The organism is Anaerotruncus sp. (assembly GCF_057433415.1).
Map to the genome: position 1 here is coordinate 1 of NZ_DBMDHH010000018.1, position 15,648 is coordinate 15,648.

The following is a 15,648-nucleotide window of genomic DNA, read 5'->3' on the forward strand; positions in this document are numbered from 1 at the left end:
TATGGTAATGATAGTAAGGCTTAAGAAGGTAAAACGTGATAGCTTAAAATAAATTCAAGTTTGTCGGGTAAATAGCAAACCCAGCCGAGCCAGTCAACGGTCAAGATGAACGGCGCATATGCGCAGCCGTTGACAGCCCCGCCCGCCTTTGCTGGTAGGCAATCAAGGGGCGACAGCAAGAAGTGCCACCGCCCCGCACTATTATTCAGAAAGGGGAATTTCCATGACCGACCAGATAGCCTATCAAGAATATATCCAGCGCAGGTACAACGCCTTTTGCAAGACTGTTATCCGCTGTGCCGCCTTGGACAAGATTTTGAAGCTTAAACGGCAATGGGAACGGCAAGTTTCCCTTGACTATCTGATGAACGAGAAGTTTGTCCAGTTTGCCGCGTCGGAGCCGGACGAGGAATACCCATTTACCGTCTGCGGTCAGACCGTCCTGCTCTGCAACGCCGCCCTTGCCGACGCGATCTCTGTTTTGCCGGAGCAGACGCGGGAAGAAATCCTGCGCTATTACTTTCTGCGCCAGCCGCAGCGCGTGATCGGCGCGTGTATTGGCCGGTCACGCAGCACAGCGGGGCGGCATATCCAGCTTGCCTTGCAGCGGCTACGCGAAGAAATGGGGGTGAGCCGGTATGAGTAGACTTCTCCCCTATGAAACAATCCTCAAAGCCCGTGAGGGCGACCCAGAAGCCGTGAACGCTGTCCTGCTCCACTACGCCGGATATATCCGCTATTTCTCAAAAGTGAACGGGCAGGTCAACGCCGAGGTGGAGGACTATGTAAAGCAGCGGTTAATTGACTGTCAATTCAAGTTCCGGCTTGACGAACCACCGGACAAGTCATAAAAACTGAATACCAGCCGCCACCGACGCGGCCAGCGAAAGCAGTAAGTCTTGAAAAAGATTTACTGCTTTTTTTGTTGTCCGGCTCCGCTCCCGGCCATTTTGCCCCCTGCCGGTTGTAGTAGTAAGCGAGGAGGGAATTTTTCTGCCCTGGTGTTTGGCATTTGGAGCATTTACCCGTAGTAGAGGGCAAAGAGAAAGGATTTCTCCAACACCGGGTAGAAACCACTGCGTCCGGTGTCATTTTAGCGAAAGCGGGCAGGAATGCCCTTTACAGGATTAGTAGTAGCAGAAAAAGAGAAACAAACTTTTGTGGTTGCAGTTTTCCAAAAAAGTGGCGGACGGAAGTGAGAGAAAGTTTGCAGTCACGGAGAGCAAGTTTCTACCACGGTGCCAAAATCCGCAATTCTGCAGTTTTGCCCCTCGCGGGAAACTTGTTGGGGAGTGCCTTCCCCAAACCCTGCTCATGCGCCCTTACGGGCGAGAAAGGAGGTCACACCATGCGAAAGAAATACAACACGCCCCACCGCAGCCGCGTTGTGAAAACCCGGCTGTCCGAAGATGAGTATGCCGACTTCACAGCGCGGCTTGCGCCCTATGGTATCAGCCAGTCCGAATTTCTCCGGCAGGCGATACGGCGGGCGACCATACGCCCGGTTGTCCATGTGTCGTCGGTCAATGACGAGTTGCTTTCCGCTGTCGGGAAGCTGACAGCCGAGTACGGCAGGATCGGCGGCAACCTCAATCAGATTGCCCGGTATCTGAACGAATACGGCGTACCCTACAACACCCTTTCCGGCGAGGTACGCGCCGCCATATCCGACCTTGCCGTCCTCAAGTATGAAGTCCTCAAGAAAGTAGGTGACGCGGTTGGCAACACTCAAGCATATCAACTCTAAAAACGCCGACTACGGAGCCGCCGAGCAATATCTTCTCTTTGAGCATGACGAGTTTACCATGAAGCCCGTCCTTGATGAAACCGGCAGGCTTATCCCCCGCGAGGACTACCGGCTGTCCACGCTGAACTGCGACGGGGAGGATTTTGCCGTTGCGTGTATGCGGGCCAATCTCCGCTATCAGAAAAACCAGCGGCGGGAAGATGTGAAAAGCCACCACTACATCATCAGCTTTGACCCGCGGGACGGGCCGGACAACGGCCTGACCGTAGACCGGGCGCAGGCGTTGGGGGAACAATTCTGTAAAGAGCATTTTCCCGGCCACCAGGCCCTTGTCTGCACCCACCCGGACGGGCATAACCACAGCGGCAACATTCATGTGCATATCGTCATAAACAGCCTGCGGATTGAGGAAGTGCCGTTCCTGCCCTACATGGACAGGCCGGCCGATACGAAAGTCGGCTGCAAGCACCGATGTACCGACGCTGCCCTGCGCTACTTCAAATCCGAAGTCATGGAGATGTGCCACCGGGAGGGGCTTTATCAAATCGACCTCTTGAACGGCAGCAAGAACCGCGTCACCGACCGGGAGTATTGGGCGCAGAAAAAGGGACAGGCCGCGCTGGACAAGCAGAACGCCCCCATGATTGCCGATAGTATCACGCCCCGGCAGACCAAGTTTGAAACGAACAAGGAGAAGCTGCGGCAGACCCTACGGAAAGCCCTTGCCACCGCCGCCAGCTTTGACGAGTTTTCCTCTCTGTTGCTGCAGGAGGGTGTGACCGTCAAGGAGAGCCGGGGGCGGCTTTCCTACCTCACGCCGGACAGGACAAAGCCAATTACCGCCCGGAAGCTGGGCGACGATTTTGACCGCGCCGCTGTCTTTGCCGTTTTAGAGCAAAACGCCGCCAGAGCAGCCGAAGCGCCAGCCAGATCCCCCGATCCCCCACGCACCATAAAAGACCGCTTGCAGGTTGCCAGAGCCGAGATAGCCGCCCCGAAACAGGACGGAGTGCAGCGGCTTGTGGACATTGAGCAGAAAATGGCCGAGGGCAAAGGCCGGGGCTATGAACGCTGGGCGAAGATACACAATCTGAAGCAGGCCGCCAAAACGCTGTCCGTCTACCAGCAATACGGCTTTACTTCCCCGGAGCAGTTAGAAGCCGCCGTTGACACCGCCTATCAGAAAATGCGCCAGACCAGCGGCGAACTGAAAGCACTGGAAACGAAGCTGCAAGGGAAAAAGAAGTTGCAGCGGCAGGTGTTGGCCTACGCCCAGACCAAGGCCGCCCGCGACGGGCTGCGGGCACAGAAATCCGAGAAAGCCCGCGCCGCATACCGGCAGGCCCATGAGAGCGATTTTATCATAGCCGACGCAGCAGCCCGGTATTTCAAGGCGCATGGCATTACCAAGCTGCCCGCCCGGAAAGCGTTGCAGGCCGAGATCGAGCAGCTTATCTCCGAGAAAGACGGCCTGTATAACACCTATCACGAACAGAAACAGCGGTTCAAGGAATTGCAGACCGTCAAGCGGAACATCGACCAGATTTTGCGCCGGGAGGAACTCCACCGCAGAAAGGAGCAGAGCCATGAGCGATAAGTTACCGAGAATGGACTACCGCCAGCACCGGCGGGCGCGGCGGCTGGTGCATGAGTGCTGTAACTACGACGAGGGGAACTGCCTGCTGCTGGACGACGGGGAGCCTTGCGTGTGCGTCCAGAGCATTTCCCTTTCCCTCATGTGCCGCTGGTTCCGTGTGGCTGTCCTGCCCCTTGACGGGGAGCTGGCCGCAGCCCTTTTGTACCGGGGGAGCCGGAAACGGTGTGCGGTCTGCGGCGCGGCATTTGTCCCCAAATCCAACCGTGGGAAATACTGCCCCGACTGCGCCGGACGCATGAAGAAAATCAAAGCCGCCGAGAGAAAGCGGAAACAAAGGCAGAGATGTCACGCTTTAGAGCCTTTCAAACCCGCATAAATCAAGGCTTTTTTCGTGGGTGTCAAAGGGTACGCGATACATTTATCCTTTTCCCCCGGAAACGGCGTTTTAATGCGTGACAATACGCCAAAATCAACCCGAACACAGGGAGGTGATCCTATCGCTGATTATATCAGGGCAGACACGCGGCTGCCCGCCTATCTGCCGTATCCCCGTTTCCTGCTGAAAATGGAGATTTCACAGACCGCCAAGCTGCTGTATTCGCTGCTGTTAGACCGTTCCACCCTCTCCCAGAAAAACAAGTGGCTGGACGACGAGGGCAGGATTTATATTATCTATCCCATCGCGGAGATAGCAGAAATACTGGATAAAGGCAGCACCACCATCAAGGGGGCGCTTAATGAACTGGACACGGCGGGGCTGTTGGAACGGGAACGGGGCGGCTTCTCCGCACCGAACCGGCTTTATGTCAAAGTACCGCCAGTGCCACAGGTACAGTTTTCAGACCAACTGATGGCCGGAAGTCCGCCCCTCATAGAGCCGGAAAACCGTCCTACTGATGGTCAGAAAACCGACCTTATGATGGTCGGAAAACCGTCCCCTAACCAAACTACTATAAACAACCTTACAGAGAGCCAAACAAAGGGAGTGAGTGGGGGGCCGTCCGCGCCCTATGGCCGATATGGAAATATTTTTCTGTCACAGACCGAATACGACGAGTTGCAGGCAGAGTACCCTGACAGGCTGGAACGGTTCATCGAGGAAATGAGCCGCTACCTTGCCGCCAACGGGAAAAGCTACCAGAACTATGCCGCCGCCCTGCGGATATGGGCGGGGAACGACAAAAAGGAAGCCCCTAAAAAGGGCATACCAGACTACTCATGCAAGGAGGGCGAGAGTTTATGAAGAATGAAATCAACGCGGTTTTGGAGAATATGACGACCACCATCCCGGAGCCGGAGGACTACACCGGCGAGGACGGTTTACTGTACTGCGGCAAGTGCCGCAAGCCGAAAGAAGCCTATTTTGCGCCGGATAAGGCCGCTATCTTCGGGCGCGACCGCCACCCGGCAGAGTGCGACTGCCAGAGAACCGCCCGCGAGGAACGGGAAGCCGCCGAAAAGCGGCGCAGACACCTTGACACCGTGGAAGAACTGAAACGCCGGGGCTTTACCGACCCCACCATGCGGGACTGGACTTTCGAGAACGACAACGGCAGGAACCCGCAGACCGGGCTTGCCCGCCGGTATGTGGAGCATTGGGAAGATATGCGGACAGACAATATCGGCTGCCTGTTCTGGGGCGGCGTAGGCACCGGCAAAAGCTACCTTGCAGGCTGTATCGCAAACGCCCTCATGGAGAAAGAAATCCCCGTCCGCATGACGAACTTTGCTCTTATCCTCAATGACCTTGCCGCCAGCTTTGAGGGGCGCAACGAGTACATTTCCCGCCTTTGTCGTTATCCGCTGCTGATCCTTGACGACTTCGGCATGGAACGCGGGACGGAATACGGGCTGGAACAGGTGTTCAATGTGATTGACAGCCGTTACCGCAGCGGCAAGCCGCTGATCGTCACGACCAACCTTACGCTGGACGACCTGCACAACCCGGAGGACACCGCCCATTCCCGGATTTATGACCGCCTGCTTTCCATGTGCGTCCCGGTACGCTTTACCGGCGACAACTTCCGGCAGGAAACCGCCAAGCGGAAAATGGAGAGCATGAAGAAACTGATTACCGACTGAAAGGAGTATTGCCTATGGCAGATAACAAGCAGCACGACACCCGCACCACCCGCCGCCCTGACTGTGTGACGGAAATCCGCATGGGCAATTCCGTCCTTGTCGTGTCCGGCTATTTCAAGAAAGACACCACAACCACAGCCGCCGACAAAATGGCGCGGGTACTGGAAGCGGAAGCCGCTGCTACACAGGAGCCGACTTATCCGGCGTGAACCGGGGCATGGAAAAGCGGCCATGCCAGGGAGCATGACCGCTGGAACGAAAATCGGAAGTGCTTTAGCAATTCTTAATCTCATTCTCTATAAAATAATTTGCAATTTCAAAGGCTTTTATTCTTCTCTTTGCCAATGTGATTTGTGATTTATAACGCTCGGAATTATCCTTTGATTCAAATGTTTTTACTGTTTCTCTTAGCTTGTGCAGAGTTGAATCAATTTGCCTTTTGGCCGCGGTTAATTCATCTATTGTATACTTCATGTTTTCTCCTTTAACTTCTGATTTTTTTGTTAAATCAGAGTATACCACGGAGTTATGAACTTTTCTACTGCAAATATGGGACGACAACCCATACCATAAAAATCGGAAAATTGAAAAGCTGTAAAGAAGCAAATTTAACGCTTTTGCCGCTGTACAGCCCCCGCCGTTCCGTGGTACAATGAAACCACGGAATAGTGGGGCTGGCTGTCGGAAACGGAGGATTTTATGTTAAGACAAGCCACCCAAAACCTCATTACCGCCCTTTATCCGAGATTGTCCCATGAGGACGAATTGCAAGGTGAGAGTAATTCCATATCGAACCAAAAAAGGATACTCGAAACCTTTGCAAAACAGAATGGCTTTACCAACCTGCGCTGGTACACCGACGACGGCTTTTCCGGCGCGAACTTCCAGCGCCCCGGTTTTCAAGCCATGCTTGCAGACATTGAAGCCGGGAAAGTGGGTACGGTCATCGTCAAGGACATGAGCCGGTTAGGGCGAAACTACTTGCAGGTAGGGTTTTACACGGAAATGCTGTTCCCTCAAAAGGGTGTGCGTTTTATCGCTGTCAACGATAATGTGGACAGTGCCAGCGAGGGCATGGACAACGATTTTACCCCGCTGCGAAATCTGTTCAATGAATGGCTGGTGAGAGATACGAGCAAGAAAATCAAGGCAGTGAAAAAGTCAAAAGGCATGAGCGGCAAGCCTGTTACCAGCAAGCCGGTTTACGGCTATGTGATGGACGAGGACGAGAATTTTATTATAGACGAGGAAGCCGCCCCGGTGGTGCAGCAGATTTACCAGCTTTGCCTTGCCGGGAACGGCCCGACCAAGATTGCCCGTATGCTGACGGAGCAGCAAATCCCCACGCCGGGGACGCTGGAATATCAGCGGACAGGCAGCACCCGCCGTTATCACCCAGGCTATGAGTGCAAATGGGCGACCAACACCGTCGTTCATATCCTCGAAAACCGAGAGTACACCGGATGTCTGGTGAACTTCAAAACGGAAAAGCCTTCTTATAAGGTCAAGCACAGCATAGAGAACCCCGTCGAGAAGCAGGCCATTTTCGAGAACCACCATGAGCCGATCATCGACAAGGAAACATGGGAACGGGTGCAGGAGTTACGCAAACAGCGCAAACGCCCGAACCGCTACGATGAAGTGGGGCTGTTCTCCGGGATTTTGTTCTGCGCCGACTGCGGCCATGTGCTGTATCAGCAGCGGTATCAGAACAAAGACCGCAAACAGGACTGCTACATCTGCGGCAGCTACAAGAAGCGCACCCGCAACTGTACGGCGCACTTTATCCGCACCGATCTGTTGACCGCTGGTGTCCTGGCAAATCTCCGGCAAGTGACCGAATACGCAGCCAAGCATGAGAGCCGGTTTGTGAAACTACTTGTCCAGCAGAACGAGATCGGCGGCAAGCGAAAGACCGCCGCAGCCATCAAGCAGCTTGAACAGGCGCAGGAACGCATTTCTGAAATCAGCCGCATTATCAAGCGGCTGTATGAGGACAATGTAAACGGCAAAATCAGCGATGAGCGTTTCATGGAACTGTCGGCTGACTACGAAGCCGAGCAAGCGGAGCTGAAAAAGAGAGCCGCCGCCCTGCAAGCCGAACTGGACAAGTCACAGGCAGCTACCGTCAACGCCGAGAAATTTATGGGCATTGTCCGCAAGCACCTTGCCTTTGAAGAACTGACCCCCACTCTCTTGCGGGAAATGATCGAGAAAATTGTGGTGCATGAGTGCAGCTATGATGAGAACGGCACCCGCAGGCAGGACATTGAGATTTATTACAGCTTTGTCGGCAAGATTGACTTGCCCGAATAACCGCCCGACCTATCCGACACAATGGCCAAGTGTCGGATAGGAACGGCAAAATTTTTTGCACTTCTATTGCTTCTTTATCACACATAAGCAAATACCGCCGGGATATCGCGCGCTTCGGCCGGTTCCTGGCGGAGGGCCGGGCGCTGGACAGGGAGGCGGTGGTGGCCTACAAGCGCTATCTGGTCGGCGAGGGCTATAAGGCGTCCTCCGTCAATTCCATGCTGGCGGCCGTCAACGCCCTGTTGTCCTACCTGGGCCTTCCCGACTGCCGGGTGCGGCTGTTAAAAATTCAGCGTCAGGCGTTTCGGGACCGGTCGCGCGAATTGCAGAAGGCGGACTACCTGCGCCTGCTTGAGACCGCGCGCAGCCGGAAAAAGCCGCGCGCCGAGGCGCTGCTGCAAACCCTGTGCGGCGTCGGGATCCGCGTCAGCGAGCTGCCCTTCATCACGAAGGAGGCGGTGCTGGAGGGCCGGGCGGCCATCCGCTGCAAGGGGAAATGCCGGGTCGTACCCCTGCCCGACCGCCTCCGGCGCATCCTCCTGCGCTACTGCGGGGAGCGGGGGATCACGTCGGGCCCGGTCTTCGTCACCCGCAGCGGCAGGCCCATGCACCGGTCGACCGTCTGGCGCACGGTGAAAAGCCTCAGCGCGGACGCGAAGGTGCAGCCGCGAAAGGTCTATCCCCACAACCTGCGCCACCTGTTCGCCTGCACCTATTACCGGCAGAGCCGGGACATCGCCGGACTGGCGGCCCTTTTGGGCCACGCCAGCACCGAAACCACCCGGATCTACACGGCGACGAACGAGACGGAGTACGCCGGCCTCATCAACCGGCTGGGCCTTGTGCCCTGAGAAAAGGCCCGGGAAACAAAAAAGCAACATAATGCGTATTATGTTGCAAACCGGGCCGAAAAATGGTCATATCAGGCATAAAACAGCTCCGCCGGCTTTGGACGCGCGCCTGTCAGGGGTATTTGGCCTGCACGAAAGCACATCAGCGGCGAGGGACCGTTGACGCGCATTTTCGGCATACTCCCGGGCGGCCCCAAACGGCGAAAAATCCGGGCCGCCTATTGCGAAGATTGCCATTTTGTTGCATAATAAGGGAAGATTATGTAGCCTAAAATAGAGCGAGGTTTTAAAACTGCAACATAATACGCATTATGTTGCAAACCGGGCCGTATTCCGGGGCCGGAGCTTTTCTTTTGCGAAAGGATGGAAGGTCATGAAAGTCAACTACGGCCAATTGGGGACCGAAGCGGAGATCGTCCTGATCCGCTTGAGCCGGGAGGCGGAGGGACAGCCCGCCGGGACGTTGAGCAACGTCTACCTCCCGGAGCCGGTGAGCTTCTACGGGCTCGGGGACCTCTTTTTGGAACTGGACGCGATCTACCGTTATCTCCGGTTTCCATGCGCGGACAGGGATGTCCGCTATTTCAGCAGCCGCCGCCAGCTCCAGGCGAACCGCCAGCCGGTTCCGCTGGACACGCTCCGGTATGAGCGGCGCCGGGAGCTGGAAACCACCATGCAGGAGCCGTACGATTTCGTCGTGCAGGTGATCTACCGGCAGAACGACAGCTGGCAGGGCTTTCTGACGTGGGTGGGCAGGAACGTGCGCGTCTCCTTCACCAGCGCGCTGCAATTGCTGCGGCTTCTTGCGGAGGCGATGGGGTGCGACGGGAAGGTGCAGGTCTTGGACGCCCAGCGGGACGCGGCGCTGGTCGCCGACTGGAGGCTGCAGCAGAATGCGGAGCGCGAGCGGCGCGCCCCGGAACCGGCGCCGTGGGGGGAGGACGCGGACGATTGAGCCGTCCGGGCGCTTCTTTTCCATCGCGCGCGCGAAGGTGCTTCCGGCCCCTGTTTCCGCTGGAAAGTTTCGACAGTTCCCGCGCGGCGGCCAAATGCTGGAAACCCGCTCCCGAATGGGGCTTTGAGGGGATAAAACAGGCTAAATTCGACAAAAAGACGCCGAAAATTTCGGCGTCTTTTTTTTGCTGGAAAAGAAAAGCACTTGCATTTTTTATCTGCGGCAAGTATAATAAAGAGGTAAAAGTGGTGAAAAGTGGTTAAAAGTGGAGGAATCGCCACCCAAGTGGCGGACAAGCCCGGAGGGAGGTGATAAAATGCTCACAGGACAGTACACCCACAGCATCGACGCGAAAGGCCGGGTGAACTTCCCCGCGAAGCTGCGCGAGGAGCTGGGCGAGCGTTTTATCATCACGCGCGGGCTCGACAACTGCCTCTTCGTCTACTCGGTGGACGAGTGGGACCAGCTCGCGGCAAAGCTGCACGAGCTGCCCATCAGCAAATCCGCCCCCCTCAACCGGTTCTTCTTCGCGGGAGCCGCCGAGGCGGAGCCGGACAAGCAGGGCAGGGTGCTCCTGCCGGCGCACCTGCGGGAATACGCGGGGCTCGACCGGGACGTCACGATCGCGGGCGTCTCCAACCGCGCCGAGATCTGGGACAGCGAGCGCTGGGAGAAGCAGAACGAGCAGCTTACGGCCCAGTCCATCGCGACCGCGATGGACGAGCTGGGGTTCTAGGCGATGGCGGAATTTTCACACCGCCCCGTCCTGCTGGACGAGTGCATCGAGGGCCTGGCCATCCGCCCGGACGGCGTCTACGTCGACGGGACGGCGGGCGGCGCGGGGCACTCCTCCGAAATCGCAAAGCGCCTGACCACCGGACGGCTGGTCGCGCTCGACAAGGACCCCGACGCGGTGAAGGCCGCCTCCGAACGGCTCGCGCCCTATCCCTGCGCCGTCGTCGTGCAGAGCGATTTTTCCCAGATGAACGGCGTGCTCGACCGGCTGGGGATCGACGGGGTGGACGGCATCCTGCTCGACCTGGGGGTCTCCTCCCACCAGCTCGACACCCCCGAGCGGGGCTTTTCCTACATGCGCGACGCGCCGCTCGACATGCGCATGTCCCAGTCGGGGCTGAGCGCCTACGACGTGATCAACGGCTATGACTTCAAGGAACTGTGCCGGGTGTTCCGCGATTACGGCGAGGAGAAATTCGCGCCGATGATCGCTAAACATATTTTGCAAACCAGAACGCAGCGCCCCATTGCCACTACCGGAGAACTGGCAACACTGATTAGCGCGTCGATCCCCGCAAGGGCGAGACGCGAGGGCGGGCATCCTGCAAAGCGCGTCTTTCAAGCGGTCCGAATTGAGGTAAACGGGGAACTCTCCAGCCTGTCTGTTTTTCTCGGCGAAACGTTTGAAAGACTCCGCTCCGGCGGGCGCATGGCAATCATCACCTTCCATTCGTTGGAAGACCGCATGGTCAAACAGCGGTATGCGGCGCTTTGCAGGGGCTGCACCTGTCCGCCGGACTTTCCGGTGTGCGTGTGCGGCAACCGGCCCAAAGGGAAACTCGTGAACAAAAAACCCATCGAGGCGGGGGAAACGGAGCTCGCGGCCAACAGCCGCAGCAAGAGCGCCAAGCTGCGCATCATTGAGAAACTATAGAAGGAGGGAAGGCGCCATGCAGACGCGATACGCCGGAAACGGCAGCGTTGCCTACGATCTGGACCGGTTCCAGCCAAAGCCGCGGATGCGGGTGAAAAGGCCGACCCTGGTCGTGGCGAACCCCGGCGTCAAGGCGCGTGCGCGCCGCCGGACGGCCGCCGTGCTGGGCATTGTGGCGGCGGCCGCCGTGGTCGTGGGGATCGTGGTCACGATGCTTTACAGCCGCGCGGTGCTCACCGAGCTGAGCCAGCAGATCGCCCATCAGACCTCGCTGCTCGAAAAGGAGCAGAGCGAATACACCCGCCTGACGGCGGAACTGGACGCCAAAATTTCTCTGCGCAACGTCGAGGACTATGCCACGCAGACGCTCGGCATGTTCCCGGTGGACAAAAGCCAGGTCACCTACGTGGACCTGAGCGAGGGGGAAAAGATCGAACTGACAAGCGAATCGCCCAAGCAGTCGCTGTTCGACAAGGTCGAGCTGGCGATCATCAACGTCAAGGAACGGCTTGGCGAGGACTAAAACGGATGGCGCATCCATAAATATAGAGTGGCACGAAAAGCAAGAAGGATTGAGGGAGGGACCGCGTACCCGTCCGTACTTCTTGCTTTCCTCGCATTTTGCGCCCTTTTCGACGGCAATCCCGCCGGTTCGCGGGGCTGCGCGCCCGTAACTTTTGCAAAGGACTGGTATATTAAGATGGCAAAGCCTCCAACCTATCATATGAGAAGCCGGATGATCGTCGTACTGGTGGCGATGATCGTCTTCGGCTTCTGCGTCGTTCTGCACCAGCTCTTCAAGCTGCAGGTCGTCGAGGGCGAGGCCCTCCAGGCGCGCGCGCTCCAGCAGCAGCTGCGCAGCGAGCGCATCGGGGCCAAGCGCGGCACGATTTACGACACCAACGGCAACCCGCTCGCCAAGAGCGCGACCGTCTGGTCGGTGTGCGTCGCGCCTGGGCTGATCGACACCCCCGAAAAGGAGTCGGACGTCACCGCGGCGCTCGAGAAGTTTCTCGAGCTCGACAAGGAGTCGATCCAGAAGAAGCTCGCGCTCAAGGGCACCCTCTACCAGGTGGTCAAGACCAAGGTGGAGAAGCCGCAGGCGGATGAGCTGATGACCTTTGTCAGCGAGAACGGCCTCACGGGGCTCATCTTCCTCGAGCAGGACACCCGCCGCTACTACCCCTACGGAAACTTCGCTTCGGCGGTGCTCGGCTTTGCCAACGACGACAACCACGGCGCCTACGGGCTGGAGAGCTACTACGAAAAGGTGCTCGCCGGCACGCCGGGGCGCGTGGTCTCGATGAAGAACAGCCGCGGCGTCGACATGGACCTGCAATATTCGCAGGAGTACGCCGCCAAGGACGGGGACTCCCTCGTGCTGACGATCGACGAGACGATCCAGCACTTCCTCGAAAAGAACCTCGAGATCGCGCTGCCCGAGCACAAGGTGCGCAACCGGGTGACGGGCGTCGTCATGGACGTGAAGACGGGCGCGGTGCTCGCGATGGCCTCCAAGCCCGACTTCGACCCCAACAACCCCTACGAGATCCTCGACGACAAAAAGCGCGAGGAGCTCGAAAACCTCAAGACGGTCGCCACCAAGGAGCAGTACGACCAGGCGCTGCGGGAGGCGTGGTACGCCCAGTGGCGCAACTACGCGATCTCCGACCCCTATGAGCCGGGCTCGGTCTTCAAGATCATCACCGCCTCGGGCGCGCTGGAATGCGGCGCGGTCACCCGGCAGTCGACCTTCTACTGCTCGGGCGCCACGACGGTCAACGGCACCCCCTACCACTGCTGGGTCTGGGCGAGCCGCGGCGAGGGCCACGGCCAGCAGGACCTCGAGCACGCGATCATGAACTCCTGCAACCCGGCGTTCATCGATATCGGCCAGCGCATGGGCGCGCAGAACTTCGCCGAATACTTCTCCAACTTCGGCCTCACCGAGAAGACGGGCATCGACCTGCCCGGCGAGGCGACGAGCATCTACCACGCGCGCTACACCATCAACGACCTCGCCTCCAGCTCCTTCGGCCAGACCTTCAAGGTCACGCCGATCCAGCTGATTACCGCCGCGAGCGCGGCGGTCAACGGCGGCAAGCTGATGCAGCCCTACATCGTCAAGCAGATCGTCGACGCGGAGGGCAACGTCATCTCCAACACCGAACCGGTCGTCAAGCGGCAGGTCGTCTCGGAGGACATCTCCCAGGAGATGCGCCTCATGCTCGAGCAGGTCGTCGCCAACGGCTCCGGCCGCCAGGCGCAGATCCCCGGCTACCGCGTGGGCGGCAAGACGGGCACCTCCGAGCAGCTTGACAGCCCCAAGCTCAAGTCGGAGGGCCGCACCCCGAACACCCTCTCCTTCTTCGGCTTCGCGCCGGTGGAGGACCCGCAGGTGGCCTGCCTCGTGCTGATCGACGACCCGGACATCTACAACGCCTACGGTTCCACCGTCGCGGCGCCGATCGTCGGCGCGGTGCTGGCGGACACCCTGCCCTACATGGGCATCGAGCCGCAGTACACCGAGGAGGAGCTCGCGAACGTCGCCACCAAGGCGGAATACCTCATCAACCTCGACCTGCACGACGCCCAGTACAAATGCCGCGTCAGCGGGCTGAAATACCGCGTCGTCGGAAACGGCACCAAGGTGCTCCGCCAGATCCCCGAGGTGGGCGAGACGATCCCCGAGGGCGGCACCATCGTCCTCTACACCGAGGAGGAGGGCGCGGGCGACCTCATCCCGGTGCCCGACGTGGTCGGCAAGACGGTCGAGGAGGCCAACCGTTCGATCGTGGGCGCGGGGCTCAACATCTCGATTTCGGGCGAGCAGATCGAGGGTACCCACCAGGTGGTGTCCTCCCAGACGCCCGCCGCGGGCGAGCAGGTGGAGGCCGGGACGGTCGTCACCATTCAGTGCGTTGAAAGCACCGCTCCCGTCACCGAATGACGGCCGGCATCTTTTCCTGAAAGGGGTCCACAACATGCTGCTTTCCAAGCTGCTCGAGGGAGTCGAATACGAGGGCTCCGTCAAGGACTGTGAAATAAAGGGCGTCACCTCCGATTCGCGTCAGGTGGAGCCGGGGATGCTCTTCGTGTGCATCCGCGGGACCCGCGCCGACGGGCACGGCTACGCGAAGGGCGCGGTCGAGGCGGGCGCGGCGGCGGTCGTGTGCGAGCGGGACCTGGGGCTTCAAAACCAGATCCTCTGCGCGGACACCCATCTCGCCTACGGCCTGCTCTGCGGCAACTGGTACGGCAACCCCGCGCGGCGGCTGCGCCTCATCGGCGTGACGGGCACCAACGGCAAGACGACGGTCACCTGCATGGTCAAGCACATTCTGGAAACCACGGGCGCCCGCGTGGGGCTCATCGGCACCATCCACAACGAGATCGACGACATCGTCCTGCCCGCCAAGCACACCACCCCCGACGCGCTCGCGCTGCACGGGATGCTTTCGCGCATGGCGGACGCGGGGTGCCGGTACGTCGTGATGGAGTGCTCCTCCCACGCGCTCGACCAGCAGCGGCTGGCGGGGCTCCGCTTCGAGGCGGCGGCCTTCACCAACCTGACGCAGGACCACCTCGACTACCACCACGACATGGAAAACTACTACCACGCCAAAAAGAAGCTCTTTTCGATGTGCGGCACCGCCGTCGTCAACGTCGACGACGCCTACGGCCAGCGGCTCGCGGAGGAGATTACCTGTCCGAAGATCACCTTCTCCACCCAGTCGGACGAGGCGGACTACACCGCCAAGGACATCCGCCCCGCGCCCGATTCCAGCCGATTCATGCTGGTGGGGAAGGGGCAGATCGCGCGGGTGCGCCTGCCAATCCCGGGGGATTTCTCGGTCGCCAACGCGATGACCGCCGCGTGCAGCTGCATCGCGGCCGGGCTCACGGTGGAGGAGGCGGCCGCGGGGCTGTGCAGCTGCAAGGGCGTGGTCGGGCGCATCGAGGTGCTCCCGACCGGCACCCCCTACACCGTCATCCGCGACTATGCCCACAGCCCCGACGGGCTCGAAAAGATCATCACGACGATGCAGAAGTTCGCCGTGGGGCGGGTCGTGACCCTCTTCGGCTGCGCGGGCAACCGCGACCGGACCAAGCGCAAAAAGATGGCGGAGATCGTGGCGCGCCTCTCCGACTTTGTCATCCTCACGTCGGATAACCCGCGCGACGAGGACGAACTGCAGATCATCGAGGACGCGAAGCCCGGCCTGCTCGAGCACCCAGACACCCCGTATGAAATCATCCCCGACCGCTACGCGGCGATCGAGTGGGCGCTCGACCACGCACAGCCGGACGACGTGCTGATCTTGGCGGGCAAGGGCCACGAGGACTACCAGGTGCTGAAGGGGGAGACGATCTGCTTCGACGAAAAACAGATTGTGCTGGATCTGCTGGCAAGACGAAAGGGGTGACGCA

General features: G+C 59.1%; 17 protein-coding genes. All 17 read left to right on the plus strand.

Going from position 1 to position 15,648, the window contains the following annotated elements:
• Positions 1–223: 223 nt before the first annotated feature.
• A complete protein-coding gene (locus ACZO3G_RS06750; protein WP_002586616.1) occupies positions 224–646 on the plus strand; it encodes a sigma-70 RNA polymerase sigma factor region 4 domain-containing protein in 423 nt (140 codons plus the stop codon).
• On the plus strand, positions 639–851 hold the full coding sequence (locus tag ACZO3G_RS06755) for a helix-turn-helix domain-containing protein (protein WP_002586615.1): 213 nt from the start codon (positions 639–641) through the stop codon (positions 849–851). Before ACZO3G_RS06750 ends, ACZO3G_RS06755 begins: the two co-directional genes overlap by 8 nt.
• A 497-nt stretch (positions 852–1,348) precedes the next feature.
• The gene (locus ACZO3G_RS06760; RefSeq protein ID WP_002596229.1) at positions 1,349–1,747 is read left to right on the plus strand and encodes a plasmid mobilization protein; all 399 of its coding nucleotides are present in this window, start codon (positions 1,349–1,351) and stop codon (positions 1,745–1,747) included.
• Positions 1,719–3,344, plus strand: a complete 1,626-nt coding sequence (locus ACZO3G_RS06765) for a relaxase/mobilization nuclease domain-containing protein (protein ID WP_486846969.1) — start codon at positions 1,719–1,721, stop codon at positions 3,342–3,344. Before ACZO3G_RS06760 ends, ACZO3G_RS06765 begins: the two co-directional genes overlap by 29 nt.
• Complete coding sequence (locus tag ACZO3G_RS06770; protein WP_087369062.1) at positions 3,334–3,720, plus strand: cysteine-rich VLP domain-containing protein; 387 nt, start codon at positions 3,334–3,336, stop codon at positions 3,718–3,720. Before ACZO3G_RS06765 ends, ACZO3G_RS06770 begins: the two co-directional genes overlap by 11 nt.
• 72 nt (positions 3,721–3,792) lie before the next feature.
• Positions 3,793–4,587: a replication initiator protein A gene (locus ACZO3G_RS06775; protein WP_006356266.1), complete on the plus strand. Its 795-nt coding sequence runs from the start codon at positions 3,793–3,795 to the stop codon at positions 4,585–4,587.
• The gene (locus ACZO3G_RS06780; protein WP_002596233.1) at positions 4,584–5,426 is read left to right on the plus strand and encodes an ATP-binding protein; all 843 of its coding nucleotides are present in this window, start codon (positions 4,584–4,586) and stop codon (positions 5,424–5,426) included. The genes ACZO3G_RS06775 and ACZO3G_RS06780 overlap by 4 nt, the downstream gene beginning before the upstream one ends.
• Before the next feature lie 14 nt (positions 5,427–5,440).
• Complete coding sequence (locus ACZO3G_RS06785; protein ID WP_002596234.1) at positions 5,441–5,635, plus strand: transposon-encoded TnpW family protein; 195 nt, start codon at positions 5,441–5,443, stop codon at positions 5,633–5,635.
• A 490-nt stretch (positions 5,636–6,125) separates the two neighbouring features.
• The gene (locus ACZO3G_RS06790; RefSeq protein WP_486846971.1) at positions 6,126–7,742 is read left to right on the plus strand and encodes a recombinase family protein; all 1,617 of its coding nucleotides are present in this window, start codon (positions 6,126–6,128) and stop codon (positions 7,740–7,742) included.
• Between the two features lie 29 nt (positions 7,743–7,771).
• Positions 7,772–8,593 (plus strand): tyrosine-type recombinase/integrase, encoded by an 822-nt coding sequence (locus ACZO3G_RS06795; protein ID WP_277138641.1) that lies wholly within the window; start codon positions 7,772–7,774, stop codon positions 8,591–8,593.
• Positions 8,594–8,966: 373 nt separating this feature from the next.
• Positions 8,967–9,548, plus strand: coding sequence for a hypothetical protein (locus ACZO3G_RS06800; RefSeq protein WP_101549380.1), 582 nt, complete (start codon positions 8,967–8,969; stop codon positions 9,546–9,548).
• Positions 9,545–9,811, plus strand: a complete 267-nt coding sequence (locus tag ACZO3G_RS06805; RefSeq protein WP_276872317.1) for a hypothetical protein — start codon at positions 9,545–9,547, stop codon at positions 9,809–9,811. The genes ACZO3G_RS06800 and ACZO3G_RS06805 overlap by 4 nt, the downstream gene beginning before the upstream one ends.
• Positions 9,812–9,864: 53 nt before the next feature.
• Positions 9,865–10,284, plus strand: coding sequence for a division/cell wall cluster transcriptional repressor MraZ (gene mraZ / locus ACZO3G_RS06810; protein WP_101549382.1), 420 nt, complete (start codon positions 9,865–9,867; stop codon positions 10,282–10,284).
• 3 nt (positions 10,285–10,287) lie between these two features.
• On the plus strand, positions 10,288–11,217 hold the full coding sequence (gene rsmH / locus ACZO3G_RS06815; RefSeq protein ID WP_276872315.1) for a 16S rRNA (cytosine(1402)-N(4))-methyltransferase RsmH: 930 nt from the start codon (positions 10,288–10,290) through the stop codon (positions 11,215–11,217).
• A 16-nt stretch (positions 11,218–11,233) separates the two neighbouring features.
• Positions 11,234–11,740 carry a cell division protein FtsL gene (locus ACZO3G_RS06820; RefSeq protein ID WP_276872313.1) on the plus strand — a complete coding sequence of 169 codons (507 nt, stop codon included), beginning with the start codon at positions 11,234–11,236 and terminating at the stop codon, positions 11,738–11,740.
• A gap of 213 nt (positions 11,741–11,953) precedes the next feature.
• Positions 11,954–14,167 (plus strand): penicillin-binding transpeptidase domain-containing protein, encoded by a 2,214-nt coding sequence (locus tag ACZO3G_RS06825; protein WP_276872311.1) that lies wholly within the window; start codon positions 11,954–11,956, stop codon positions 14,165–14,167.
• 34 nt (positions 14,168–14,201) lie between these two features.
• Positions 14,202–15,644: a UDP-N-acetylmuramoyl-L-alanyl-D-glutamate--2,6-diaminopimelate ligase gene (locus ACZO3G_RS06830; protein ID WP_121587261.1), complete on the plus strand. Its 1,443-nt coding sequence runs from the start codon at positions 14,202–14,204 to the stop codon at positions 15,642–15,644.
• Positions 15,645–15,648: the final 4 nt, after the last annotated feature.